This window comes from Altibacter sp. HG106 (genome assembly GCF_028561755.1).
Classification (GTDB): Bacteria; Bacteroidota; Bacteroidia; order Flavobacteriales; family Flavobacteriaceae; genus DFVG01.
Window position 1 is genome coordinate 388,551 of sequence record NZ_JAQQTD010000003.1, and the last position, 21,105, is coordinate 409,655.

Consider the following 21,105-nt stretch of genomic DNA (forward strand, 5'->3'; position numbering starts at 1 on the left):
CTACCAATCTTTTTGGGATCGTACCCGCTGACCTTTTTGTTTTTTAGCGTTGATTTTATCTTGTACTTTTTTCTCCTCATTGTTCATGGCCTCTAGCAAGTTTTGAATTTGCTGAGGAGACAGCTTTCCGGGAACAGGCTGCTGATTTTTTGGGGTATCACCATCCTTTTCGGGTTGGTCTTTAGGTTGGTCTGGCTGCCCATTTTCATTTTCCTGATCACCTTCCTTATTGGGGTCTTTTTCTTCGCCTTGATCTTGGTTCTCCTCTTCATCACCCTCATCGCCTTCACTATCCTTATTCTGATCGCCCTGATCCTTATTTTCCTCGTTCTGATCGTTCTCATCTTGCTCATCTTGTTCGTTATCGTCACCACCACCACCCCCTTCCGGCGGGTTTTTCTCTAACAGTTCTTTGGCCAGGGCTAGGTTGTATCGGGTTTCATCATCGGTGGGATCATTTCGCAGCGCATTTTTATACGATTCCACCGCCTCCTGATACTTCTTGGCGTTCATAAAGGTATTGCCCAAATTGTGAAAGGCACGGTGCTTTTGCGTTTTGGTTTCCGCCGTTTGCGCCGCCTGTTGAAAACGTCGCATGGCTTCAGCGTTCTTACTTTTATTGTAGTATGCGTTTCCTAAGTTATATTTTCCAGTGGCCGCCTCCGGATGTAAGGCAATGGCCTTGCGATAATCTGCCTCACCAAGGTTGAAGTTGTCATTCTGAAGCTTGCTTTGTCCTTCACTCAACAAGGTTTCAGATTCTTTTATCGCCGCCTCTTTCTCTGGATTGGGTTGTGCCAAGAGCACTCCCGGTAGTAGCAGACTTCCAAGGAGTAGGAATATTACATTTCGATACATCTTCCGCTTCATATTATTTCTTTTTTTCGTTGAACAAATTAAGACGTTTCAACCATTGTGTTTTTCGTTCCAATAGAAATACATCCAATACCAACAAAAACAATGCCCCAGCCAAAAACCATTGAAATTGATCTTTAAAGTCGCTGAATTGCTTCGCTTCGAAGGTTTTCTTGTCCATTCCATTCAAGATATCTGTCACATTGTCAACCACATCAGACGTGTCGTTGCCATTGATATAGCTTCCGTTTCCTACTTCGGCGATCTCGAGCAAGGTGGATTCATTGAGCTTGGTGACCACACGTTCATTGTTCTGGTCTCGTTTGTAATATTGTAACACGCCGTTACTTTTGATAGGAATGGGACCTCCGTTTGTAGTTCCTACTCCAATTGTAAAAATGCGAATGCCTTCTTCGGCTGCCTGTTGTGCCAGTTCGGAAACGTTTCCTTCGTGGTCTTCGCCATCGCTTACAATAAATAAGACCCTATTGGTTTGTTCTTCATCATTGTAGTAGGTTTTCGCCATTTCAATCGCTTCAGTAATGGCGGTGCCTTGAGAAGAAACCATGTCGGTGTTCATGCTATTCAGAAACAAGCGCGCAGATGAAAAATCGGTGGTAATTGGAACCTGAGGGAATGCACTTCCGGCGTAGCCAATGATACCAATACGATCACCCGCCAGACTATTGATAATCTGAGAGACCAATTGTTTCGACTTTTCAATGCGGTTGGGCGCGATGTCTTCCGCCAGCATACTTTTAGACACATCGATGGCAAAAACCAAATCAACGCCTTCTCGCTTCACCGTTTCGAGCTTGGTACCGATCTTTGGATTCACCAGCGCCATCGTAAGACAGGCAATGGCCAAACAAAGCACGATGAGCTTCAACAGCCCCTTGAACGTAGAGGTGTTTGGGGTAAGTCGTTGTAACAGCTCGGCGTCCGCAAACTTAGACTGAATTCGCTTTTTCCAGATGAGCACGCCAACAAACAACACCACTACAAAGGCAATGGTGAACAATAGGTAAAAGTATATGGGCGATTCGTACTGCATAATTACACAAAGCTTCTGAATACGGTATGTCGTAGCAAGAATTCGAAAGCGAGGAGCCCAAAAGCGATCAACGCCAGCGGTCTAAATTTCTCGTCGTAATTCTTATACTTAAATTCTTCTATATCGGTTTGCTCTAGTTGATTTATCTCATCATAAATTTCTTCCAATCGGGTATTTGAGGTCGCTCTAAAGTATTTTCCCCCGGTAGTTTGCGCGATTTCTTCCAACAGGGCTTCATCGATCTCCACCTGAATGTTTCCGTATTGAAACGTACCATCATTGCGAATGCCAATAGGCGAGAGTGCCATACCGTTGGTTCCGAGGCCTATGGTATATACCTTTATCCCAAATTCGACCGCCAACTCACTGGCAATCTTTGGGTCGATGAACCCGCTATTGTTCACTCCGTCTGTCAATAGTATGATCACCTTGCTTACCGCTCGGCTTTCTTTGAGTCGGTTCACCGAGGTAGCAAGCCCCATTCCAATTGCCGTTCCGCCTTCAATAACCGTATTATAAGAAATTCCTTTTAAAGACGAGAGCACGATTGTTTTGTCACTGGTAAGTGGGGTTTTAGTAAAACTTTCTCCAGCGTATTCCACCAATCCGATACGATCGGTTGGGCGGTCATTGATAAATTGAGCCGCTACTTTCTTCAGAGCCTCTAATCGGTTGGGTCGTAGATCGCGCGCTAGCATACTTGCGGAAACATCAATGGCCATCACTATATCAATCCCCTTAGTAGTTTTCACTCGAGTCGATTCATCAACGGTTCGTGGGCGTGCCATGGCGGTGATGATCAGCGCCAAGGCAATGAGCCGTAACACGAACAGCAGTGGACGCAATCGGGCCAACCAATTCTTCTTGGTTTTAAATCCGGAAACACTCGAAATACGCAGTGCTGCCGTGCGTCGTTTGCGCGTCCAAACGTACCACCCCACCAATGCAGGGAGTACCAGCAACAGCCAGAATAGTTCAGGATTTACAAATTCGAATTGTGACATCATTGCGTTTGCGTTTCCAATACTTCTAATTCGACAGAATTTATAATGCGTTCTTTAATAGCTTCCGCATAGGTTTCGTTCGTAGGATAAACGATCATCACCTGTTGCATGCCATTGGCTTGTGAAAAGGTAAGAATCTCATAGGCCAAAGGAATGGGGAGCTCTTTCCCGTTTTCCGTGACAAAGTTAAATTCGCCATAGGCCTTCACCCCAGTGATTCCTTTTTCTGTAGAAAAGCTTTCCTTTTTGGCCAGTAGGTTGGTGGCTCCTTTTCGTTCTAGTTCCTGCAAGCTTCCTTCTACGGCGGCATCTAAATCGAACTCTTGTTGCCCGGCGAACTGTACCGTGCTTACGCTGGTGTAAAAATGCCTGAAATCGCCAAAGCTAAACATATCAATATTCGAAATGCCTGCTTGCGATCCTTCGGGTAGGGAAGCATCCTGACGTACTAATACGTCGGGGGTTTCTATGATGATTGCCGGAGTTCCGTATTCGCTACGAACCCAGCGTCCTTCCGCCAGTTCTTTGGTCACATTGCTGAAGAATATATCCCTCAGCGAATCAAACCCTTTAATTGACCCATACACTATTCCTCCTAGTAGTAGTAGCCCTGCCACGCCGCTTATTCCATAAATCCAGCGTTTGCGTTTGCGTTGTTTCTGAAGGGCTTCCAGATACGCTTCATTTTCACGTAATTCTTCTTCGGTCGGTTCCGGAATGGCCGCCTTGGTTTCGTTGATGACTTCTTCTACGGTACTTCGGTCTGCCTTTGCCTGTCCTTCCAACTGCTTAAATTTGGCGAATTTTACCAAATCGGCTCGTTTTAGCACCGCATCTAGCTTTTTAAGTGTGGCGGTGTCCAGGTCTAATTCGCCGGCATCCTTATGCATTTGGAGTCGGAATATCAACTCATCGGTAGTACTTTCCTGTGCTCGGTCATCCACCTCCCGATCGAGATATCGCTTTACGATCTCTGTGAGTTGCGAATAATACGTTTTAGAGTTGCCTTCTTTCAGCCAATTGGACTGGTCTAAACTGTGTAAGGACACCATTGCTTCTTCGTATGGCTCCAGTACCACTTCCTTTTCGGCTTCCTTTTTCTTTTTCCGATAGAATAAATAAGCGATACCCCCAAGAATAAGGGCCACGAGACCGATCCATAAAAGCCACTTCTTCCAATCGATAGGTGGGTTTTTAACCTCAACCGCCGGTTTGATGGTAAACATCTTTTGTTGGGTGGTATCTACGGCGACATCTCGAACTTCCACCGCTACCGAGTCGGTTGGATAGGCGATATCATTGATAAACACACGTTGTGAAGGGATGGTATAGGCGCCGCTGTCGAATTGGGTAAGTCCGTATTTCTTTACCAGTCGATAGCGTGCATCCTGGCGTAAAGTGTCCGTTTTATAGGACTCTATGGTTTCCAGGGGTGCAAAGCTCTGCCCCTCCGGAAACAGTACCAAATCGGTGGTATCTGCGGAAACTTCAATAGTGTATTGAATTTCTTCACCAATGCGGATCAAGGTGGTGTCTACCGAACTTTCCACTTGAGCAAGCATTCCTTCCGAAGCAAAAGACAACAGCACCGCGATTATTCCGAAGCGCCTAAAGTTTCTGAGCGATATGTGGGAAACAGGAAGTCTCATCGTCTTTTAAAGTACCCTAATAATTTTTTGACATAGCTTTCATCCACCCGACAACTTAGTGCTCCGGCGCCGCTCTTGGTAAAAGATTCCTGAAAATCATCAACACGTTCCCGGTAATACTGATGGTAACTATTTCGAACCCCCTTGGCGCCGGTATTCACCAATAGCAACTCTCCGGTCTCCTCATCTTCCATTTGCACCATCCCCAGATTAGGTATCTGTTCTTCCCGGCGATCATAGACTCGGATACCCGTGATGTCGTGTTTCTTTGCGGCGATTTTTAAGGTGTCTCGATAGCCTTTATCCATAAAATCAGACAGCACGAAAACGATCGCTTTTTTCTTCATCACGCTCGCCATGAACTTAAGCGCTTGGGCAATATTTGTTTTTTTGCTGTTGGGTTCAAACTCGAGCAACTCGCGAATGATGCGTAAGACGTGTGACTTCCCTTTTTTTGGTGGAATGAAGAGTTCTACATCGTCTGAAAAGAGGATCAATCCTATTTTGTCGTTATTCTGAAGGGCTGAAAATGCAAGGGTCGCCGCAATCTCGGTAACGATCTCATTTTTAAACTGCTGATGGGTTCCGAAGAATTCCGAACCACTAATATCGGCCACTAACATGAGGGTTAGTTCGCGTTCCTCCTCGAACACCTTTACAAAGGGCTCGTTGTAACGAGCGGTCACATTCCAATCGATATTCCGTACATCATCTCCAAACTGGTACTGGCGTACTTCGCTAAAGGTCATCCCACGCCCCTTGAAGGTACTATGATATTCGCCTCCAAACACGTGGTCGCTAAGACGGCGTGTCTTTATCTCGATTTTTCGTACTTTCTTAAGAAGTTCTTTGGTGTCCATGACTGATTTACGATCTACATGCAATGAGTGCGGCTTCTTTCAAGCTGTCTTTTGATGGTTAATCTTAAATCTTACGGTACCTCAATAACATTAACGATTTTGTTGATCAGGTCTTCAGAAGTAATGTTTTCTGCTTCGGCCTCGTAGGTTACCCCAATACGGTGGCGCAACACATCGTGTACTACGGCGCGTACATCTTCCGGAATCACATACCCACGCCGTCTAATAAAGGCGTAGCACTTGGCCGCCATGGCAAGGTTGATACTCCCTCGCGGAGAAGCTCCAAAGCCGATAAGCGGTTTAATATCAGAAAGGTTATACTGTTCGGGAGTACGCGTAGCGAAAATGATATCGAGAATGTACTTTTCAATTTTTTCGTCCATATAGACCTCACGAACCGCACGTTGCGCTCTCAATATTTGGTCTAAGGTTACTACCGGTTTTACTTCTTCGAAACCACCTTTCAGGTTTTGACGAATAATGAGTTGTTCTTCGGAAAGTTTTGGATAATCGATCACCGTTTTCAGCATAAAACGGTCTACCTGGGCTTCCGGAAGCGGATAGGTTCCTTCCTGTTCAATCGGGTTTTGTGTCGCCATTACCAAAAACGGCTTGTCTAAGGTAAAGGTATCTTCACCAATGGTTACCTGCTTTTCCTGCATCGCCTCAAGCAAGGCCGATTGAACTTTGGCCGGAGCTCGGTTGATCTCGTCTGCCAGCACGAAATTCGCAAAAATAGGTCCCTTTTTAATGCTGAAGTCATTGACCTTCATATTGTAAATGAGGGTACCCACCACATCGGCTGGGAGTAAATCTGGCGTAAACTGAATTCTACTGAAACTACCGTGAACCGCCTTAGATAAGGTGTTGATAGCCAGCGTCTTCGCCAAACCCGGAACGCCTTCCAACAGAATATGCCCCTGGCCTAATAGCCCAATTAACAGGCGCTCTACCATGTGTTTTTGGCCCACGATAACCTTGTTCATTTCGAGCGTCAAGATGTCTACAAAGGCACTTTCTTTCTCAATTTTTTCATTCAATACTCCGATATCTAAAGCGGTATTCGTTTCTTCCATAGGTCTAGATTCAAGTGATACGTAAGCTACAGTGTAACAACCACGCAAATTGCCTAAATATTATCGCAAACCTTGTTAATGATAGGTTAAAAGTAACTGCTAATAGTAAGCGCTTGCGCAGGGTGTTTCTTTTTCCTTTTTGCTACTTTTACGAGCACAAATTTAAAATATGAGTACTAGTTTTTCAAGAATTGTACAAGGATGCATGGGTTGGGGTTCCTGGGGGCACAATCTCAGCGCTTCGGAAATGGCAAAAAGAATTGAATTCTGCGCCTCAAACGGAGTGACTTCTTTTGATCATGCCGACATCTACGGGGATTATTCGACCGAGGAGACCTTCGGAACGGCCCTGACGGAAAGCGGGGTTGCCAGGGAACGTATTCAGCTCATTTCCAAATGTGGTATACAGTACGTTGGGAACGCACGAAACAACCCGATTAAGCATTATCAATACGATGCCGACTATATCATTTGGAGTGCCGAACGGTCCATTCAACTCCTACAAGCGGAGTATCTCGACCTGTTCTTGCTCCATCGTCCCAGTCCGCTGCTACAGCCGGAAGAAGTAGTAAAAGCAATTGAAACCCTTTTGGATTCCGGAAAAATCCGTGCTTTTGGAGTTTCCAATTTCACTCCCTCTCAAACAAGACTGATCTCTAAATACGTACCGGTTTCGGTCAATCAGATTGAATTTTCGATCACAAACTTTAAACCCATGTTGGAAGGCGATTTAGACATGATGATCTCAAAAGATATTACCCCGATGGCTTGGAGTCCGTTGGGCAGTGTATTCAAAGAAGATTCCGAACAGACGAAACGAATTCACGAAGTATTAGAGCCCCTCTGTAAAACCTATGAGGCTACCAAAGATCAGCTTCTATTAGCCTGGATTTTAGCGCATCCTGCGGGCATTCACCCCGTGGTGGGCACGGCGACAGAAGAGAGGATTGCGCAGGCGGTTGCTTCGGAAAAAATTCAATTAGAAGAAACCGATTGGTTTGAACTATGGGTGGCGAGTCAGGGACATAAAGTCCCATAAAAAAAGAGGCTCGATGAGCCTCCTTTCTTCTTTTTCTTTTTCAAAAAACAATGTATTATTCGTCTAGAGTCACGGTACCTATTGCGGTTGCTTCTCCTGTAACAATTTCCACATTTTGTAGCACTTGGGATTCGGTCTGACCGTTTATAGTGGCTTCAACGATTACCTTATACATTCCCTCTTCAAATCCAGTAATAAAAAACTCTCCGTTCTCTTTTGTCGTTCCGGTAATGGTCGCTTCTCCATTGGTTGCTATTACCGATACTTCTTCGGCCTTAGGAGCGATGACACTTCCCATCAAGGCGCCGTCTGTAGGAATCCCTGCTTCAACATCTTCTTCAAAAACATTTTCTGCGATCATCCCGTCCGGTTCGTTTGGTGTTACCGCCGATGTAATCACAGTAGCGGGCAGTGCAACAAACAACATGTATAAACTTATCTTCCAGATCATTTTTTCTCTTCTTTAATGGTATACCCAAATATACTTCAGAAAAGCGCCTAGACGCTACTGCTTAACAATGATTAACAGCAACTTTAACCGCTACTTAACTATAGAAAATGTTAAAGAAATTGCACAAAAAAAGCAGGGAATCCCCTGCTTTTTTAATCGACATAAATAGCTGTTACTCTAAAATAAATTCTATGGTTTCAACAGTGGTCACATTTCCAACGGTTACGTCAACATCGGGAAGTGTGATTGGCGGTATGTCAAGGTCAGCGTCAGCTTCAAAAGTGAGGTCGTAAGTACCTTCCGGAACACCGCTTAGTACATACGTTCCGCTAGCATCAGTGTACGATGAAATCGTTACCAGACCATTTGTAGCGGTAACTAATGTCTGCACACCTAAGGGCAATACGGTTCCTGAAATCGCTCCCGTTTCGGCTACTGTAGTCGCACGAATTACAGGCTTTAAGTTGTATCCTCCATCGCCACGAGCGACTACCGAGGCATCAACATCGAAATCCAATACAAATTCATACAAGACTCCGTTCTCAAGCGTTTCATTGACATTTATTTTTAAACCAGATTGTTGCGCGCTTGGAGTGTTCAACGGAAAGGTCTCTCCATCAATGACCACGGTGTTATCATCGCCAAGAATAAGGCGAATCTGACTCAAATTTCCGGCGGGCACTTCGTCGTCTACCAATAATACGGAAACGCCTCCTGTAAGTTCAAGCAAATCATACACACCTGTATTCACAGCGCCTATGGATACCTCTTCTTCAGAATCGTTATACTTTACAACAACATCTTCCACCTCTACAAAAACGGCTTCATAATCACCGGGAGCATCTACCATACGCACGCTAATTTGTGAGGTCCCTTGCGGGTCGTTATCGGGATCTGAATCGGAATCATCATCGCTACACGAAAAGATCGCGACACTGAGGAATGCGAGGATGGCTACATTAAATACATTTTTCATTTAAAAGGGATTTAGGTTTATTGGAATCAAATCTAACAATCGCCCCTTGCTTCTTTACCACAGCTTAACGAAGATTAACAAACGGTTTAACGGAATGTTTACTTTTACCCTTATATTCACAACGATCAATTCAGAAATATGACTTCACAAACAGCATTTATCACCGGCGCCACTAGTGGTATTGGTGCCGCCACGGCCAAACGCTTCGCAAAAGAAGGAATTCGTTTGATTCTCTGCGGAAGACGGCAAGAGCGTCTGGACGCTCTCTCTGAATCTCTGTCTTCGCAAACGGAAGTACTTACCCTTAATTTCGACGTGCGCGAACAAGAACGTATTCAAAAACTGGTAGAAGGGCTGCCGGAAGCGTTCCAAACTATTGATATTCTCGTTAACAATGCGGGAAATGCCCACGGACTCGACCCTATACAGTCGGGTAGTACAGCCGACTGGGATGCGATGATGGATATTAATGTGAAAGGCTTGCTCTATGTTTCCAAAGCGATTCTTCCGGGGATGCTTGCAAGAAATGCCGGGCATATTATTAATATTGGATCCACTGCAGGAAAAGAAGTATATCCTAAAGGAAATGTGTATTGTGCCAGCAAGCACGCAGTGGATGCCATCAACCAAGGGATGCGTCTCGATCTCAACGGAACGGGCATTAAGGTAGGCGCGATAAATCCAGGATTGGTGGAAACGGAATTTAGCGAAGTGCGTTTTAAAGGCAACACCGAACGCGCCGAAACCGTCTACCAGGGCTACACGCCGCTGCGCCCGGAGGATATTGCCGATATCATTTGGTTTACGGTGACCCGTCCTCCCCATGTAAATATTGCCGATCTCACGGTAATGTGTTTGGATCAGGCGTCGTCTACCGTTATAAATAAAAATTGAGTCTCGATAATTATTATTTATTGGTATTATTTATTGGTCGTTATTTCTATTAAATATGGCACATTACAACTCTTTTGAGGAATTAGAGATTTTCATTCTAGCCAGAGATGTCTCTAATGAGGTTTGGCAACTGATGAATGAAACCAAGCTTAGGAATGATTATAAATTGAGAGATCAAATCAATGCTGCTTCTGGGTCGATAATGGATAACATAGCTGAAGGCTTTGGAAGAGGTGGAAATAAAGAGTTTATTATGTTTTTGAGCTATGCTCGAGGTTCTTGCACTGAAACCAGGTCTCAATTGATACGCGCACACGATCGGAATCACATTTCAGCGGAAACTTTTAAAACTGTATCAGCAATGACAATAGAGTTAGAAGCCCAAATCTCTAAGTTTATTAACTATCTGAGAAATTCCCAGCGTAGAGGATCGAAATTCGATTAATAGCAATAAGAATAGATAATGAAAAATAATAATAAACAATAAGCAACAATGATCAACAAACGCCTTCTGATAAAAAACCTGCTCGCGCATAACGACGAGAGTAGCTTTTATGATAAGAAGCGGAAGATCGACCTGGGTACGAAAGAGGGAAAAGCGAAATTCTTAAAACATATTTGCGCCTTAAGCAACAGCAACCCCAAGAACAATAGTTATATCGTTATTGGGGTGGAAGATGAAGCGAACATCATCACCGGAGTGGACTTCTTCGACGATAGTAAAATTCAGAATTTGGTGAACGCCTACCTTACCAACGCGCCCTTAATTGCTTATGAAAATGTGATGTTTCCGCACCTTCCGGAAGACAAAGTCGTGGGATTGGTAACCATCAGACCGAATGGTAAGATCACCTCACTGCGGAAAAACATCTGGAAATACTGGGGCGGTTCTATCTTTTTGCGAGACGGAAGCATTTCGATGCCGAAGGATTTTGACATTGAGATCAAAGACGTGAATTCTGAAATTGTCAAATCCATTGAAAATCGCGCGAAAAATAATATTGAACATACGTTGCATGGTGTCATCGACTTTTTAAATCACCGACATGACGAGCTGGAAGCACATTACAAAGTATTTAAGGAGCAATTTGTGGTGTGCTGGGCCGGAATTACCAAACAAGTGAAGGACACTACGTATTACTCACGCGTGGACATTGAATTGATCAACGAGCAGGTAAAATTGTTTTATTCGGCTTTGGATGAAGTACAAATTGAAGTCACCAACGATTATTTTAAAACCGTAGAATATGTGAGTTTAGGTCTTACGGAACCTCAAAAATACTATCCGTTGGAAGAGGTGATTATTACCTTCCGGGAAAACGGATCGTATGTAATGGACTCGAAATTAATCTTCGAACCCCCACGTTTCGACAAAAAATCGTTGCATCACATCTACAATAGCAACAACGCCTTGATTGAAAAACTACGCAAAGACATTCCGTTACATCCTTCGGAACAAAAAGACCTTTACAACCTACCCGAAACCTATCTTATTTGCTATTTGAATGGTTTTGATTCTGCTAAAGAAAAGTTATACGACGCCAAACCTCAATTGAAAGGGGTAGGCGGCGCTGTTTATCAAGCCTATAAAGAAGCCACCCGTATTTTAAGAAAGGTGAAATACAATTAATTACTCTTTTATTATTTTTTGAACATAGTCGCCTTCTGAAGTGACCACCTTTAGCAAATATACCCCGGCTGCTAACAGACTCACATTAATAGGCTGCGCTGTTTCTGAAGTGCGTAGAATCAACACGCCTTGCATGGTATAAATCTCAACAGTCGTAATTGGTTCGATAGTGTTGGCGTGAAGGTATAGTTGCTCTATTACAGGGTTGGGATAACACAGCATTTCTGCAAAAGCATCTTGTTCTTCGACTCCTAAAATCGTTTGGTTTTCATACCAAACCAATTCTCTGCCCTCATTAGACAACGCGGCAGAAAGAATGTCTAAATCACCATCACCATCAAGATCGGCGGCACGAACTGTTCTGGGGCTTTGCAAGGAGGGGTCGATCACTAGTTGGGGACCAAAACTTCCCATCCCATCCAAATGTTCGTACCAAGCAATTTTATTATCATTTGCAGAAGCGGAAAAAACATCAACCTTACCGTCATTATTTAAATCGCCCACTCTTGTATCAAAAACATTATCCACTTCATCACTAATAATTACAAAAGGATCGAATTGCCCCATGCCATTGATGTTTTCTCTCCAAATAACGGCATCGTTTTTTTGGGAAACAATATCCAAATCGGTATCGCCATCTATATCTATCAGGTTTACAGAGTTTTCGTATAAGCCAACGGGGTCAATGATATGTTGGGTTGTGAAAGTACCTTCTCCATCCTCGTTGTCAAACCAGGACACATAGATGCCATCCGCAGAATTCGTTAGAATATCCAAATCCCCGTCGCCGTCAATATCCCCCACCGCTTGCGTCCGGGCTTGGCTAAGGGTGGCGCTAATGGTAATAAGACCCCCAAAGCTGCCCTGCCCGTCCAGATTTTCTACCCAATACAATCCCGAACCGTTAGAGACGCCAAGCACTAGGTCTAGGTCGTTATCACCATCCAAATCAGCTGCGCTCACGCCACTGGCCCTTAGCAAACCGGCGGCGATGGGTTGTAGGGTAGAAAACATACCTTCACCCAAATTTCGATACCATACCACTTCATCGTCATCAAAAAAACTTACCACCAGATCGGTCTTGCCGTCGGCATCCAGATCGGCCGGGGCTAAATTAAAAGACTGCCCCTTCCCTTCTTGAATCGCAATGGCTGGGCCAAAAGTTCCTTGGCCATCCAGGTTTTCATACCAAGCGATCAAATCAAAAGCAGCCACAACTACATCCTGGTCGCCGTCTTGGTCAAAATCGCCCGTACGAACCATTCTAACGAAAAAAGAATCTTCATCAATGATCTGCCGGGGAGCAAATTGAGACAGGCAGGGAACGCCTGTCAGCCATAATAGTAGGATGGACAGTCGTTTTAATACAAAAAAAGGCAGCGGAATAGGTTCAATCATTATGGGTTTCTTGATTTCTTCGGAATACGTTACGCCTAAGCGCGACATAAATGTAAGGTTTTACGTAGTAAGGACAAATGTATTCTTGGGGTCACATCAGATAAAACATATTCAGTATCTTTAGTTCTGAAAACTAAAACCAACTGTTATGGGTATCTTCGATAAGATCAAAGAAAAACTAAGCCATGAATTTATCGACATCATCGAGTGGCTGGATTATACAGACGACACCATCTGTCATCGTTTTGAACGGTATAAAAACGAAATTAAGAACAACGCCAAGCTTATTGTTCGGGAAGGGCAAACCGCTGTCTTTATTAACGAAGGACAATTAGCCGATGTCTTTACGCCCGGCACCTATACCTTAAATACTCAAAACCTTCCCATCTTAACTACGTTGAAAGGGTGGAAATACGGATTCGACAGTCCGTTTAAAGCTGAAGTCTACTTCGTGAACACCCACCTCTTCACCGATGAAAAATGGGGCACTAAGAGTCCGATTACCTTAAACGACGAGCGTTTTGGGTTGGTGGAAATTCGCGCCTACGGAACCTATGCCTTTAAGATCAGTGAGCCCGGAAAGTTTATTGTGGATATTGTGGGAACCGACAATAATTTCACCAACTACGAGATCAACGAACACCTCAAAAGTTTGATCGCTACGCGCTTTACCGATACCGTAGGGGAAGCCAACCTGCCCATTGAGTTGTACGCGGCGAATACTTCCGAATTAAGCGAAACCTGTAAAGAGGTGATGCAACCGGAATTCCAAACTGTGGGAATTTCCCTAGAAAAATTCTATATCGAAAACGTCTCCATGCCGGAAGATCTGAAGAAAGAGATCTTCGAGTACAGCCGTATCGACAAACTCGACCTCAACAAGCTTACCCAATTTAAAACCGCCAAAGCCATTGAAGCGGCTGCCAACCAAGAAGGCGGAACGGCCGGCGCCGGAATGGGCATGGGAATGGGCTTTGTTATGGCACAGCAAATGGGCCAAATGATGGGCGGTATGGGCAATCAAGTGTCACAACCCGGGGCCAATTCGGGGCCTGCGGCCATGGGACCACCCCCAATTCCTGCTGCTGTTTCGTATTATTACGCCAGCAATGGCCAACAAAACGGACCCGTTTCTTTTGAGCAATTACGCGCCCTTTTTGCCAATCGTACTGTGAACAAAGACACCTTAGTATGGAAAGCAGGCATGACTAACTGGAAAGCCTTGCAAGAGGTGGAAGAGTTGAAAGCTTTTTTAGGCGGAAACACACCACCACCACTTCCTTCAAACTAAGATATACTCATTCGATAAAAATGCTCCTGCCATAAGATGTCGGTCCCAACGACACAACAATCGGAACTTAAAAAGCCCTGCGTTAATTGCGGGGCTGAACTGATGTATGCTCCCGGCACCACCGAACTGGAGTGTCCGTATTGCGGTCATTCGGAAACTATTGAAGCTTCCGAAGCAGGTCTTCAAGAACTCGAACTGAAGCAGTACCTCGATTCCCTTGGCGCACAGACGCACAGCGAGGCGATCACGTTGTTGCATTGCAAAAATTGCGGCGCCAATCAACATGTGGAAGAGAACTACAAATCGCTGCAATGTGTGTATTGCGGCGGCCCGCTAATTGTGGAAGACAGCACTACCGAATCATGGATCCTGCCCGGAGCGGTCTTGCCGTTTCAGATCGATAAAGCAAAGGCGCATCAGGTATTTCAAAAGTGGGTCAAAAAATTATGGTGGGCGCCGAACAACCTCAAAAAAGCGGCACTCGACCCCAAACATACCAAGGGACTCTATGTTCCGTATTGGACCTTTGATGCCCAGTTGTCTGCCGACTATACCGGAGAACGCGGCGATTATTACTATGTCTCCGTGCCCTATACCACCACGGTGAACGGAAAAACCGTTACCCGAACCCGTCGCGAACGCCGCACCCGATGGACCCCCACTAGCGGTGCTATTTCAGGTTTTGTAGATGACACGCTTATTAAAGCTTCTAAACAACGACACGGACGCATTCCTGTTAAGATCGCTCGATGGAACCTTCAGAAATTGCAATCGTATGACAGCAGCTATTTATCAGGTTTCATTACGGAAAAATATACGATCTCGTTGGAGGATGGCCATCTGGCATCTAAAGAAGAAGCTGAAAAAATAGCCCACCGTTGGGCGCGTAGAGATATTGGCGGTGATACACAGCGCGTACATCACATCGATATGGAGCTTTCCGACGAAACTTTTAAACATATCTTATTGCCGGTGTACGTTAGTGCCTATCACTACAAAGGAAAGCGCTATAATTTCTTCGTGAATGGGGAATCCGGAAGACTGGCCGGTGAGCGCCCCTATTCGTTCTGGAAGATCTTCTTCTTTGTGCTCGCAATCCTTTTGGTTATCGCGTTGATTTTATATCTTCTCAATCGATGAGACAATTAGTTATAGGCGATATACACGGTGGGTTACGCGGACTCCAACAAGTCTTAGACCGTTGTGACCCTAAAGCAGAAGACACCTTCATATTTGTAGGCGATTATGTAGACGGATGGAGCGAAAGTGCCGAAACGGTTTCGTTCTTGATCAGTTTTTCTGAACGACATAACTGTGTTTTTATTCGCGGAAATCACGACGAACTGGTGTATAAATTTCTTAAAGAAGGGGATCATAATCCGGTGTGGTTACAACATGGAGGGGAAAGCTCAAAAGCGAGTTACGCGAAGCTTTCCGAAGCAGAGAAAGAGAAACACATTCTTTTTTACGAGAATTTGAAGAATTTTCATGTAGATGATGCCAATCGATTATACCTGCATGCTGGGTTTACCAACCTGCACGGCCCGCACTACGAATACTACCCCAATATGGTCTATTGGGATCGTACGCTGTGGGAAATGGTTTGTGCCTTAGACCCAAACCTTACCCCTGATGATGAGGCCTACCCCAAGCGACTGAAGCTTTATAAGGAAGTTTATATTGGGCATACGCCCGTGACTCGGATCGGAGAAACGAAACCGGTGAAAAAAGCAACTGTTTGGAATGTGGATACCGGTGCCGCTTTCAAAGGACCCGTTTCCATTCTAGAGGTAAACAGCAAAGAATGTTGGCAGAGCGATCCGGTTTGGACGCTCTATCCCAATGAAAACGGACGAAATTAAAGTCGGTTTAAGCGTACTTCCACAGAGCGGGCCATCACATGGCATTCGTCTGCGGTGACGGTAATAACATCGGAAACAAAAGGCTCATACCCGCTTGAAGAAACACGAATAATGTAGTTTCCCGGACGTTCTCCGGCGCCAAGGTAGGAAGATGAAGCTCCTGCTTTTACTAAGGTTTCTGAATAATCGCCATCGGTCGCGGTAACCGTGGTGGTAGTATCTACCAATTCTCCGGTACCGGCATCTCGAACGGTTACGTTCAATCCATAAATAAAAGCATCGGTGCAGTTGGTCGCATTCTCATCATCCTTGTTGCAGGACACGACAACAGTACTGAGGATTACGAGCAGAAGGGTGATCGTCTTTTTCATAATTTTTTTTCAATAATACGAAAAAACCGCTTCTTGAGGAAACGGTTTTTTTGGTAACATAAGCGTTGTTTTTTCGCTGAATGCCAGCGCTCCTGCATCCCACGAGCCACAATAATGGCGCGCGGAAGGCATTAAAGATCAAACTTGATGCCTTGTGCTAACGGCAACTCCGTCGTATAGTTGATGGTATTCGTCTGACGGCGCATATACACCTTCCAGGCATCACTACCACTCTCGCGGCCGCCTCCTGTTTCTTTTTCTCCTCCAAAGGCACCTCCAATTTCGGCACCCGAAGTTCCAATATTCACGTTGGCGATACCACAATCGGATCCTCCATGGGATAAAAACTGCTCGGCTTCACGAAGGTTATTTGTCATAATTGCAGATGACAACCCTTGCGCAACGCCGTTTTGCATTTCAATTGCATTGGTAACATCCCCAGAATATTTCAGAAGATATAGTACAGGAGCAAAAGTTTCGTGCTGTACGATTTCGTAATGATTTTCGGCTTCCGCAATGGCAGGTTTTACATAGCAGCCACTTTCGTAGCCTTCTCCTTCCAAAACACCTCCTTCAACCAAAACATTTCCACCTTCTTCCACCACTTTGTCGAGTGCTTTTTGATACATGGCAACCGCGTCTTTATCGATAAGCGGACCTACGTGATTGTTTTCGTCTAACGGGTTGCCAATACGCAATTGCTTATACGCATCTACCAAGGCGCTTTTTACTTTATCGTACATGCTTTCGTGAATGATTAAACGACGCGTTGATGTACACCGTTGTCCGCAGGTTCCAACGGCTCCAAACACCGCGCCAATAACCGTCATTTTTATATCGGCATCGGGAGTAACAATAATGGCATTATTTCCTCCTAGTTCTAACAAGCTTTTTCCCAAACGAGCGCCTACCGTTTTCGAAACGATTTTTCCCATACGAGTAGAACCCGTGGCCGAAATCAACGGAACCCGCTGATCGTTGGTCATAAATTCACCCACTTTGTAGTCACCATTGATCAAACAAGAAATTCCTTCCGGAAGATTATTGTTCTTAAAAACCCGCGCCGCGATCTTCTGACATGCAATTCCGCAGAGCGGTGCTTTTTCCGAAGGTTTCCAAATACATACATCACCACACACCCAAGCCAGTGCCGTGTTCCAGCTCCATACAGCTACAGGGAAATTAAAGGCAGAGATAATCCCCACAATGCCTAAGGGGTGGTATTGTTCGTACATACGGTGTCCCGGGCGCTCACTGTGCATGGTGAGTCCGTGTAACTGTCGTGAGAGTCCAACCGCAAAATCACAGATATCGATCATTTCCTGTACTTCTCCCAACCCTTCTTGGTAGCTTTTCCCCATTTCATAGGAAACCAATTTTCCAAGAGGTTCCTTAAGGCGGCGAAGCTCTTCTCCAAATTGACGAACAATCTCTCCGCGCTGCGGAGCCGGTGTGGTGCGCCAGGTTTTAAAAGCTTTGGAAGCCGTTTGAACTACTTGCTCGTATTCCTCTTCGGAAGTGCTGGTTACTTTTCCGATCAATTCACCATCTACCGGTGAATGTGAAGCCATTTCATTCCATCCCGGAAACCATTCGCTTCCTGTTGAGGTTCCTTTATTTACTGCTGAAAGTTCCAGCGCTTTCAATGCTTCTTCTATTCCCATAGCGGTCGCTACTGAAGTTGACATAGTGTACTGTTTTAAGTTGAAAAATATAGCGCTTACCACCGTAGCGATAAGCTGTCGCGAAGGTACGGAAACCCCTCATAAAAGAAAAACAAATGAGGGTGATCTAACAAATAAGCGCTTCAGAAGCACAGCAACATGAGATGATTATTCGTTCGTCGTGAATCGCTCGTCTACTTCCATTACCGTTCCACACTCTTCGCAAGTGCGTAGTTCTTTAGAATTGTAGAAATGTTGAAAGTGTTTCAGGAAGTCCTTTTCAATATCATTCAACGGAAAGTAAACCTCGTACAACTTATGATTGCAATTGTCGCAAAACCAGAGCAGTCCATCCTTGGCATTGAGATCGGCGCGTTTTCGCTCTACCACCAAACCAATACTCCCTTCACTTCGAACCGGTGAATGCGGTACCTTTGCCGGGTGTAAATACATGTCTCCGGGACCCAGTTTCATTTCCTTACGTGTTCCATTCTCTTGAATGACTACGGTAATAGTCCCCTCAAGTTGGTAGAAAAGTTCTTCTGTTTCGTTGTAGTGATAATCCTTTCTCGCGTTAGGTCCTGCAACGATCATCACGATGTAATCATCGGCTTCCTTGTATAAATTTTTATTTCCAACGGGCGGTTTGAGAAGATCTCTGTTGTCTTCTACCCATTGTGTAAGATTGAAAGGAGGTGCAATTGCCATAGCCGTAATTTTAAACATTGATTGTTTAAAGTTACGGCAAAAGCTTTATTAAAAAAAGGAGTTGCGAACTACTTTTTGTAGAATAACTGTGTAAAAAAGTACGATCCTTGGGCGTTCTTCAAAACGCCAAAACCAGCGTGCGAATAGTTTCCTTCAATGAGGTCGCGGTGAGACGGACTGTTAAGCCAGGCGTGTACTACGGCTTCAGCAGTGTCGTAACCATAACCCACATTTTCACCCACGCGAACAGCGCCGCGCTGCGTCAATGCTTGTCGGCGTTCTCCAAAATTGTCGTGATTGATTTTTGATTTTTCGATCATGTACTGCGTATGCTGTACGGCGTAGGCTGAAGCGTACTGTTGATCTTTCAGAATTGGATCTAAACCTAAATTTGCGCGATGATCATTGATCAAAACGAGAATCTCGCTGGCCATTTCCCAGTCGGTTTCTTTAGCAAGGTTTACATCAATTGCGAAGTTTGCTTCCTCTTGTACGGTTACAACGTCTTCGTCTTTAGAACATGAGGCTAGGGTAACAAAGAGTACCATAGCCAGTAGGCTAGTAGTAAGTTTCATAAGCGGGGGGCATCAAATTTGGGGCATGATGCTGATTCAAATATAGAAAAAAATTAATAAAAAATGCACTTTATCGAATATATAATGCATTTCATCGATGTTTTTAACACTCTTCCTACAAATTTTCCGACATTTAAAAATCGTTGAATCCCTCGCCATTCATGGATTTTTACCGTATTTTAGTGGGGCTGAAAAAAATATTTGAAATGCTTAGAATTTTAACATTTTTATCGCTGATTTTTTTAGGAATTAGTTGTGAAAACGCCTCAAAATCGAATGAAAACATGACCCAATCTGCTTCAAAAACAACCACTTCCGAAGCATCTTTCGGCATTGTTATCCACGGGGGCGCCGGAACCATTCTAAAGGAAAACATGACCGATTCTTTAGAAATCGCCTACAAAGAAAAGTTGACGGAAGCTATTACCGCGGGGCACACCCTGCTAAAAAACGGTGCTACCGCCACGGAAGCCGTAACGGCAACCATCAATATCCTGGAAGACTCTCCCTTGTTCAACGCGGGAAAAGGTGCGGTGTTCACCCATAACGAAACCAATGAACTGGACGCCTCCATCATGGACGGAGCTACCCTCAATGCCGGTGCAGTCGCAGGCGTAACTCGAGTAAAAAACCCTATCAATCTCGCGGAAGCCGTGATGAGTAAAAGTCAGCATGTGATGCTTAGTGGTACCGGTGCTGAAGAATTCGCAGAATCACAGGGAATCACCTTGGTGGCACCCGAGTATTTTTACACGGAAGGCCGGTTTCAATCGTTACAGCGCATTAAAGAAAAAGAAAAGACGCAACTTGATCACGACAGCGCAGTGCTCTTAGAAGAGTTTAATTACAAAGACTCTAAATTCGGAACTGTGGGATGCGCTGCCTTAGACAAACATGGAAATCTTGCCGCAGGAACGTCTACCGGCGGGATGACGAACAAGCGCTGGAATCGCATTGGAGACTCCCCCATCATTGGTGCCGGAACCTATGCCAATAACGCGACTTGTGCCGTTTCCTCTACAGGATGGGGCGAATATTTTATTCGCGCCATGGTGGCATACGATATTTCTGCCCTGATGGAGTATAAGGGACTAAGCCTGCAAGAGGCTGCCAGTGAAGTGATTCAAAAGAAAGTACCCGACTTAGGCGGTGATGGTGGTATTATCGCCATCGATCATCAAGGAAACGTTGCGATGGAGTTCAACACAGCCGGAATGTACCGCGCACACATGAATGCGGAGGGCGAACTCGTGTTGGGCATTTATAAAGATGAATAAACAGCCTCCTTATTACGCCGTTATCTTTACCAGTATTGCTTCTGAAGAGCAAGAAGGATACGCTACCATGGCGTCTAAAATGGAAATGCTAGCAGCCAACCAACCGGGGTATTTAGGAATGGAACACGCCCGAGAAGAAGTAGGAATTACCATTAGTTATTGGGAAAGTCTGGAAGCGATCGCTGCGTGGAAGGCAGTACTCGAACATCAAGAGGCACAGCGTCTCGGCAGAGAACGATGGTATCAACAATACACCACCAAAATCTGTAAGGTAGAGCGGGTGTTTTCTTTTGAGAAAGACTAGCCTTCTGTTAAACTTCTCATAAATCAGTCCCAGCATATACCAAGCTCTTTATTACCTCCGTTATCAAGCCATACCCTCCGACGTATCTTGTGACGATATTACCGAATTTTCTTCGGAATGTGTTCACTGCATGGTACATCCCTCCATAAATCGTACTTTTAATAACC

Annotated in this window: 22 protein-coding genes; 9 read left to right on the forward strand and 13 right to left on the reverse strand. The window is 44.8% G+C overall.

The features are described 5' to 3' along the window. The 6 genes from PO830_RS07085 to PO830_RS07110 all read right to left on the reverse strand — a co-directional run bounded on the left by PO830_RS07085 (position 1) and on the right by PO830_RS07110 (position 6,498). Positions 1 to 870, reverse strand: coding sequence for a tetratricopeptide repeat protein (locus PO830_RS07085; protein ID WP_272852841.1), 870 nt, complete (start codon positions 868 to 870; stop codon positions 1 to 3). 1 nt (position 871) lies between these two features. Continuing rightward, a complete protein-coding gene (locus tag PO830_RS07090; protein WP_442870056.1) occupies positions 872 to 1,912 on the reverse strand; it encodes a vWA domain-containing protein in 1,041 nt (346 codons plus the stop codon). Then, complete coding sequence (locus tag PO830_RS07095; protein ID WP_272852843.1) at positions 1,912 to 2,916, reverse strand: vWA domain-containing protein; 1,005 nt, start codon at positions 2,914 to 2,916, stop codon at positions 1,912 to 1,914. The genes PO830_RS07090 and PO830_RS07095 overlap by 1 nt, the downstream gene beginning before the upstream one ends. Then, a complete protein-coding gene (locus PO830_RS07100; RefSeq protein WP_272852844.1) occupies positions 2,913 to 4,562 on the reverse strand; it encodes an LPXTG cell wall anchor domain-containing protein in 1,650 nt (549 codons plus the stop codon). The genes PO830_RS07095 and PO830_RS07100 overlap by 4 nt, the downstream gene beginning before the upstream one ends. Beyond that, on the reverse strand, positions 4,559 to 5,422 hold the full coding sequence (locus PO830_RS07105; protein ID WP_272852845.1) for a DUF58 domain-containing protein: 864 nt from the start codon (positions 5,420 to 5,422) through the stop codon (positions 4,559 to 4,561). The genes PO830_RS07100 and PO830_RS07105 overlap by 4 nt, the downstream gene beginning before the upstream one ends. Positions 5,423 to 5,493: 71 nt before the next feature. After that, positions 5,494 to 6,498, reverse strand: coding sequence for an AAA family ATPase (locus PO830_RS07110; RefSeq protein ID WP_272852846.1), 1,005 nt, complete (start codon positions 6,496 to 6,498; stop codon positions 5,494 to 5,496). A gap of 169 nt (positions 6,499 to 6,667) precedes the next feature. Between PO830_RS07110 and PO830_RS07115 the strand changes: the two genes are divergently transcribed. Next, complete coding sequence (locus PO830_RS07115; RefSeq protein ID WP_272852847.1) at positions 6,668 to 7,537, forward strand: aldo/keto reductase; 870 nt, start codon at positions 6,668 to 6,670, stop codon at positions 7,535 to 7,537. A 55-nt stretch (positions 7,538 to 7,592) separates the two neighbouring features. Here PO830_RS07115 and PO830_RS07120 read toward each other — a convergent pair whose 3' ends face one another. Together PO830_RS07120 and PO830_RS07125 are read right to left on the reverse strand one after the other, a co-directional pair. Then, positions 7,593 to 7,988, reverse strand: a complete 396-nt coding sequence (locus PO830_RS07120) for a hypothetical protein (protein ID WP_272852848.1) — start codon at positions 7,986 to 7,988, stop codon at positions 7,593 to 7,595. A gap of 172 nt (positions 7,989 to 8,160) precedes the next feature. Next, on the reverse strand, positions 8,161 to 8,964 hold the full coding sequence (locus PO830_RS07125; protein WP_272852849.1) for a DUF4382 domain-containing protein: 804 nt from the start codon (positions 8,962 to 8,964) through the stop codon (positions 8,161 to 8,163). A 138-nt stretch (positions 8,965 to 9,102) separates the two neighbouring features. On the opposite strand from PO830_RS07125, the gene PO830_RS07130 reads away from it, so the two are divergent. From PO830_RS07130 to PO830_RS07140, 3 genes are read left to right on the forward strand one after another with little or no spacing between them, the layout of a single operon-like run. Next, positions 9,103 to 9,858: an SDR family NAD(P)-dependent oxidoreductase gene (locus PO830_RS07130; RefSeq protein ID WP_272852850.1), complete on the forward strand. Its 756-nt coding sequence runs from the start codon at positions 9,103 to 9,105 to the stop codon at positions 9,856 to 9,858. 55 nt (positions 9,859 to 9,913) lie between these two features. Further along, positions 9,914 to 10,303, forward strand: coding sequence for a four helix bundle protein (locus PO830_RS07135; protein ID WP_272852851.1), 390 nt, complete (start codon positions 9,914 to 9,916; stop codon positions 10,301 to 10,303). A 48-nt stretch (positions 10,304 to 10,351) separates the two neighbouring features. Continuing rightward, a complete protein-coding gene (locus PO830_RS07140; RefSeq protein ID WP_272852852.1) occupies positions 10,352 to 11,488 on the forward strand; it encodes an ATP-binding protein in 1,137 nt (378 codons plus the stop codon). On the opposite strand, the gene PO830_RS07145 is transcribed toward PO830_RS07140, so the two are convergent. Continuing rightward, entirely contained in the window at positions 11,489 to 12,934 is a 1,446-nt protein-coding gene (locus PO830_RS07145; protein WP_272852853.1) for a T9SS type A sorting domain-containing protein, read from the reverse strand. Between the two features lie 100 nt (positions 12,935 to 13,034). Here PO830_RS07145 and PO830_RS07150 point away from each other — a divergent pair, with 100 nt between their 5' ends. From PO830_RS07150 to PO830_RS07160, 3 genes are read left to right on the forward strand one after another with little or no spacing between them, the layout of a single operon-like run. Beyond that, the gene (locus PO830_RS07150) at positions 13,035 to 14,177 is read left to right on the forward strand and encodes an SPFH domain-containing protein (protein ID WP_272852854.1); all 1,143 of its coding nucleotides are present in this window, start codon (positions 13,035 to 13,037) and stop codon (positions 14,175 to 14,177) included. 36 nt (positions 14,178 to 14,213) lie between these two features. Then, positions 14,214 to 15,317, forward strand: coding sequence for a DNA helicase PriA (locus PO830_RS07155; protein ID WP_272852855.1), 1,104 nt, complete (start codon positions 14,214 to 14,216; stop codon positions 15,315 to 15,317). After that, complete coding sequence (locus PO830_RS07160) at positions 15,314 to 16,039, forward strand: metallophosphoesterase family protein (protein ID WP_272852856.1); 726 nt, start codon at positions 15,314 to 15,316, stop codon at positions 16,037 to 16,039. The genes PO830_RS07155 and PO830_RS07160 overlap by 4 nt, the downstream gene beginning before the upstream one ends. Here PO830_RS07160 and PO830_RS07165 read toward each other — a convergent pair. The 4 genes from PO830_RS07165 to PO830_RS07180 form a co-directional block, all read right to left on the reverse strand. Further along, positions 16,036 to 16,410, reverse strand: a complete 375-nt coding sequence (locus tag PO830_RS07165) for a hypothetical protein (RefSeq protein ID WP_272852857.1) — start codon at positions 16,408 to 16,410, stop codon at positions 16,036 to 16,038. The two genes, PO830_RS07160 and PO830_RS07165, sit on opposite strands and share 4 nt — an antisense overlap. Positions 16,411 to 16,541: 131 nt before the next feature. Beyond that, a complete protein-coding gene (amaB, locus tag PO830_RS07170) occupies positions 16,542 to 18,098 on the reverse strand; it encodes an L-piperidine-6-carboxylate dehydrogenase (protein WP_272852858.1) in 1,557 nt (518 codons plus the stop codon). Between the two features lie 144 nt (positions 18,099 to 18,242). Further along, positions 18,243 to 18,782, reverse strand: coding sequence for a 3-hydroxyanthranilate 3,4-dioxygenase (locus PO830_RS07175; protein WP_272852859.1), 540 nt, complete (start codon positions 18,780 to 18,782; stop codon positions 18,243 to 18,245). 68 nt (positions 18,783 to 18,850) lie between these two features. Further along, positions 18,851 to 19,357, reverse strand: coding sequence for a CAP domain-containing protein (locus tag PO830_RS07180; protein ID WP_272852860.1), 507 nt, complete (start codon positions 19,355 to 19,357; stop codon positions 18,851 to 18,853). Between the two features lie 206 nt (positions 19,358 to 19,563). Here PO830_RS07180 and PO830_RS07185 point away from each other — a divergent pair, with 206 nt between their 5' ends. After that, the gene (locus PO830_RS07185) at positions 19,564 to 20,634 is read left to right on the forward strand and encodes an isoaspartyl peptidase/L-asparaginase family protein (RefSeq protein ID WP_272852861.1); all 1,071 of its coding nucleotides are present in this window, start codon (positions 19,564 to 19,566) and stop codon (positions 20,632 to 20,634) included. After that, positions 20,627 to 20,938, forward strand: coding sequence for an antibiotic biosynthesis monooxygenase family protein (locus PO830_RS07190; RefSeq protein ID WP_272852862.1), 312 nt, complete (start codon positions 20,627 to 20,629; stop codon positions 20,936 to 20,938). The genes PO830_RS07185 and PO830_RS07190 overlap by 8 nt, the downstream gene beginning before the upstream one ends. The last annotated feature ends 167 nt before the right edge of the window (positions 20,939 to 21,105 follow it).

Coding starts and splice junctions, on each gene's coding strand:
- PO830_RS07115 (WP_272852847.1), top strand. CDS start 6,668: ATGAGTACTAGTTTTTCAAGAATTGTACAAGGATGCATGGGTTGGGGT.
- PO830_RS07190 (WP_272852862.1), top strand. CDS start 20,627: ATGAATAAACAGCCTCCTTATTACGCCGTTATCTTTACCAGTATTGCT.
- PO830_RS07105 (WP_272852845.1), bottom strand. CDS start 5,422: ATGGACACCAAAGAACTTCTTAAGAAAGTACGAAAAATCGAGATAAAG.
- PO830_RS07085 (WP_272852841.1), bottom strand. CDS start 870: ATGAAGCGGAAGATGTATCGAAATGTAATATTCCTACTCCTTGGAAGT.
- PO830_RS07185 (WP_272852861.1), top strand. CDS start 19,564: ATGCTTAGAATTTTAACATTTTTATCGCTGATTTTTTTAGGAATTAGT.
- PO830_RS07155 (WP_272852855.1), top strand. CDS start 14,214: ATGTCGGTCCCAACGACACAACAATCGGAACTTAAAAAGCCCTGCGTT.
- PO830_RS07175 (WP_272852859.1), bottom strand. CDS start 18,782: ATGGCAATTGCACCTCCTTTCAATCTTACACAATGGGTAGAAGACAAC.
- PO830_RS07160 (WP_272852856.1), top strand. CDS start 15,314: ATGAGACAATTAGTTATAGGCGATATACACGGTGGGTTACGCGGACTC.
- PO830_RS07095 (WP_272852843.1), bottom strand. CDS start 2,916: ATGATGTCACAATTCGAATTTGTAAATCCTGAACTATTCTGGCTGTTG.
- PO830_RS07100 (WP_272852844.1), bottom strand. CDS start 4,562: ATGAGACTTCCTGTTTCCCACATATCGCTCAGAAACTTTAGGCGCTTC.
- PO830_RS07125 (WP_272852849.1), bottom strand. CDS start 8,964: ATGAAAAATGTATTTAATGTAGCCATCCTCGCATTCCTCAGTGTCGCG.
- PO830_RS07120 (WP_272852848.1), bottom strand. CDS start 7,988: ATGATCTGGAAGATAAGTTTATACATGTTGTTTGTTGCACTGCCCGCT.
- PO830_RS07140 (WP_272852852.1), top strand. CDS start 10,352: ATGATCAACAAACGCCTTCTGATAAAAAACCTGCTCGCGCATAACGAC.
- PO830_RS07150 (WP_272852854.1), top strand. CDS start 13,035: ATGGGTATCTTCGATAAGATCAAAGAAAAACTAAGCCATGAATTTATC.
- amaB (WP_272852858.1), bottom strand. CDS start 18,098: ATGTCAACTTCAGTAGCGACCGCTATGGGAATAGAAGAAGCATTGAAA.
- PO830_RS07110 (WP_272852846.1), bottom strand. CDS start 6,498: ATGGAAGAAACGAATACCGCTTTAGATATCGGAGTATTGAATGAAAAA.
- PO830_RS07145 (WP_272852853.1), bottom strand. CDS start 12,934: ATGTCGCGCTTAGGCGTAACGTATTCCGAAGAAATCAAGAAACCCATA.
- PO830_RS07180 (WP_272852860.1), bottom strand. CDS start 19,357: ATGAAACTTACTACTAGCCTACTGGCTATGGTACTCTTTGTTACCCTA.
- PO830_RS07135 (WP_272852851.1), top strand. CDS start 9,914: ATGGCACATTACAACTCTTTTGAGGAATTAGAGATTTTCATTCTAGCC.
- PO830_RS07130 (WP_272852850.1), top strand. CDS start 9,103: ATGACTTCACAAACAGCATTTATCACCGGCGCCACTAGTGGTATTGGT.
- PO830_RS07165 (WP_272852857.1), bottom strand. CDS start 16,410: ATGAAAAAGACGATCACCCTTCTGCTCGTAATCCTCAGTACTGTTGTC.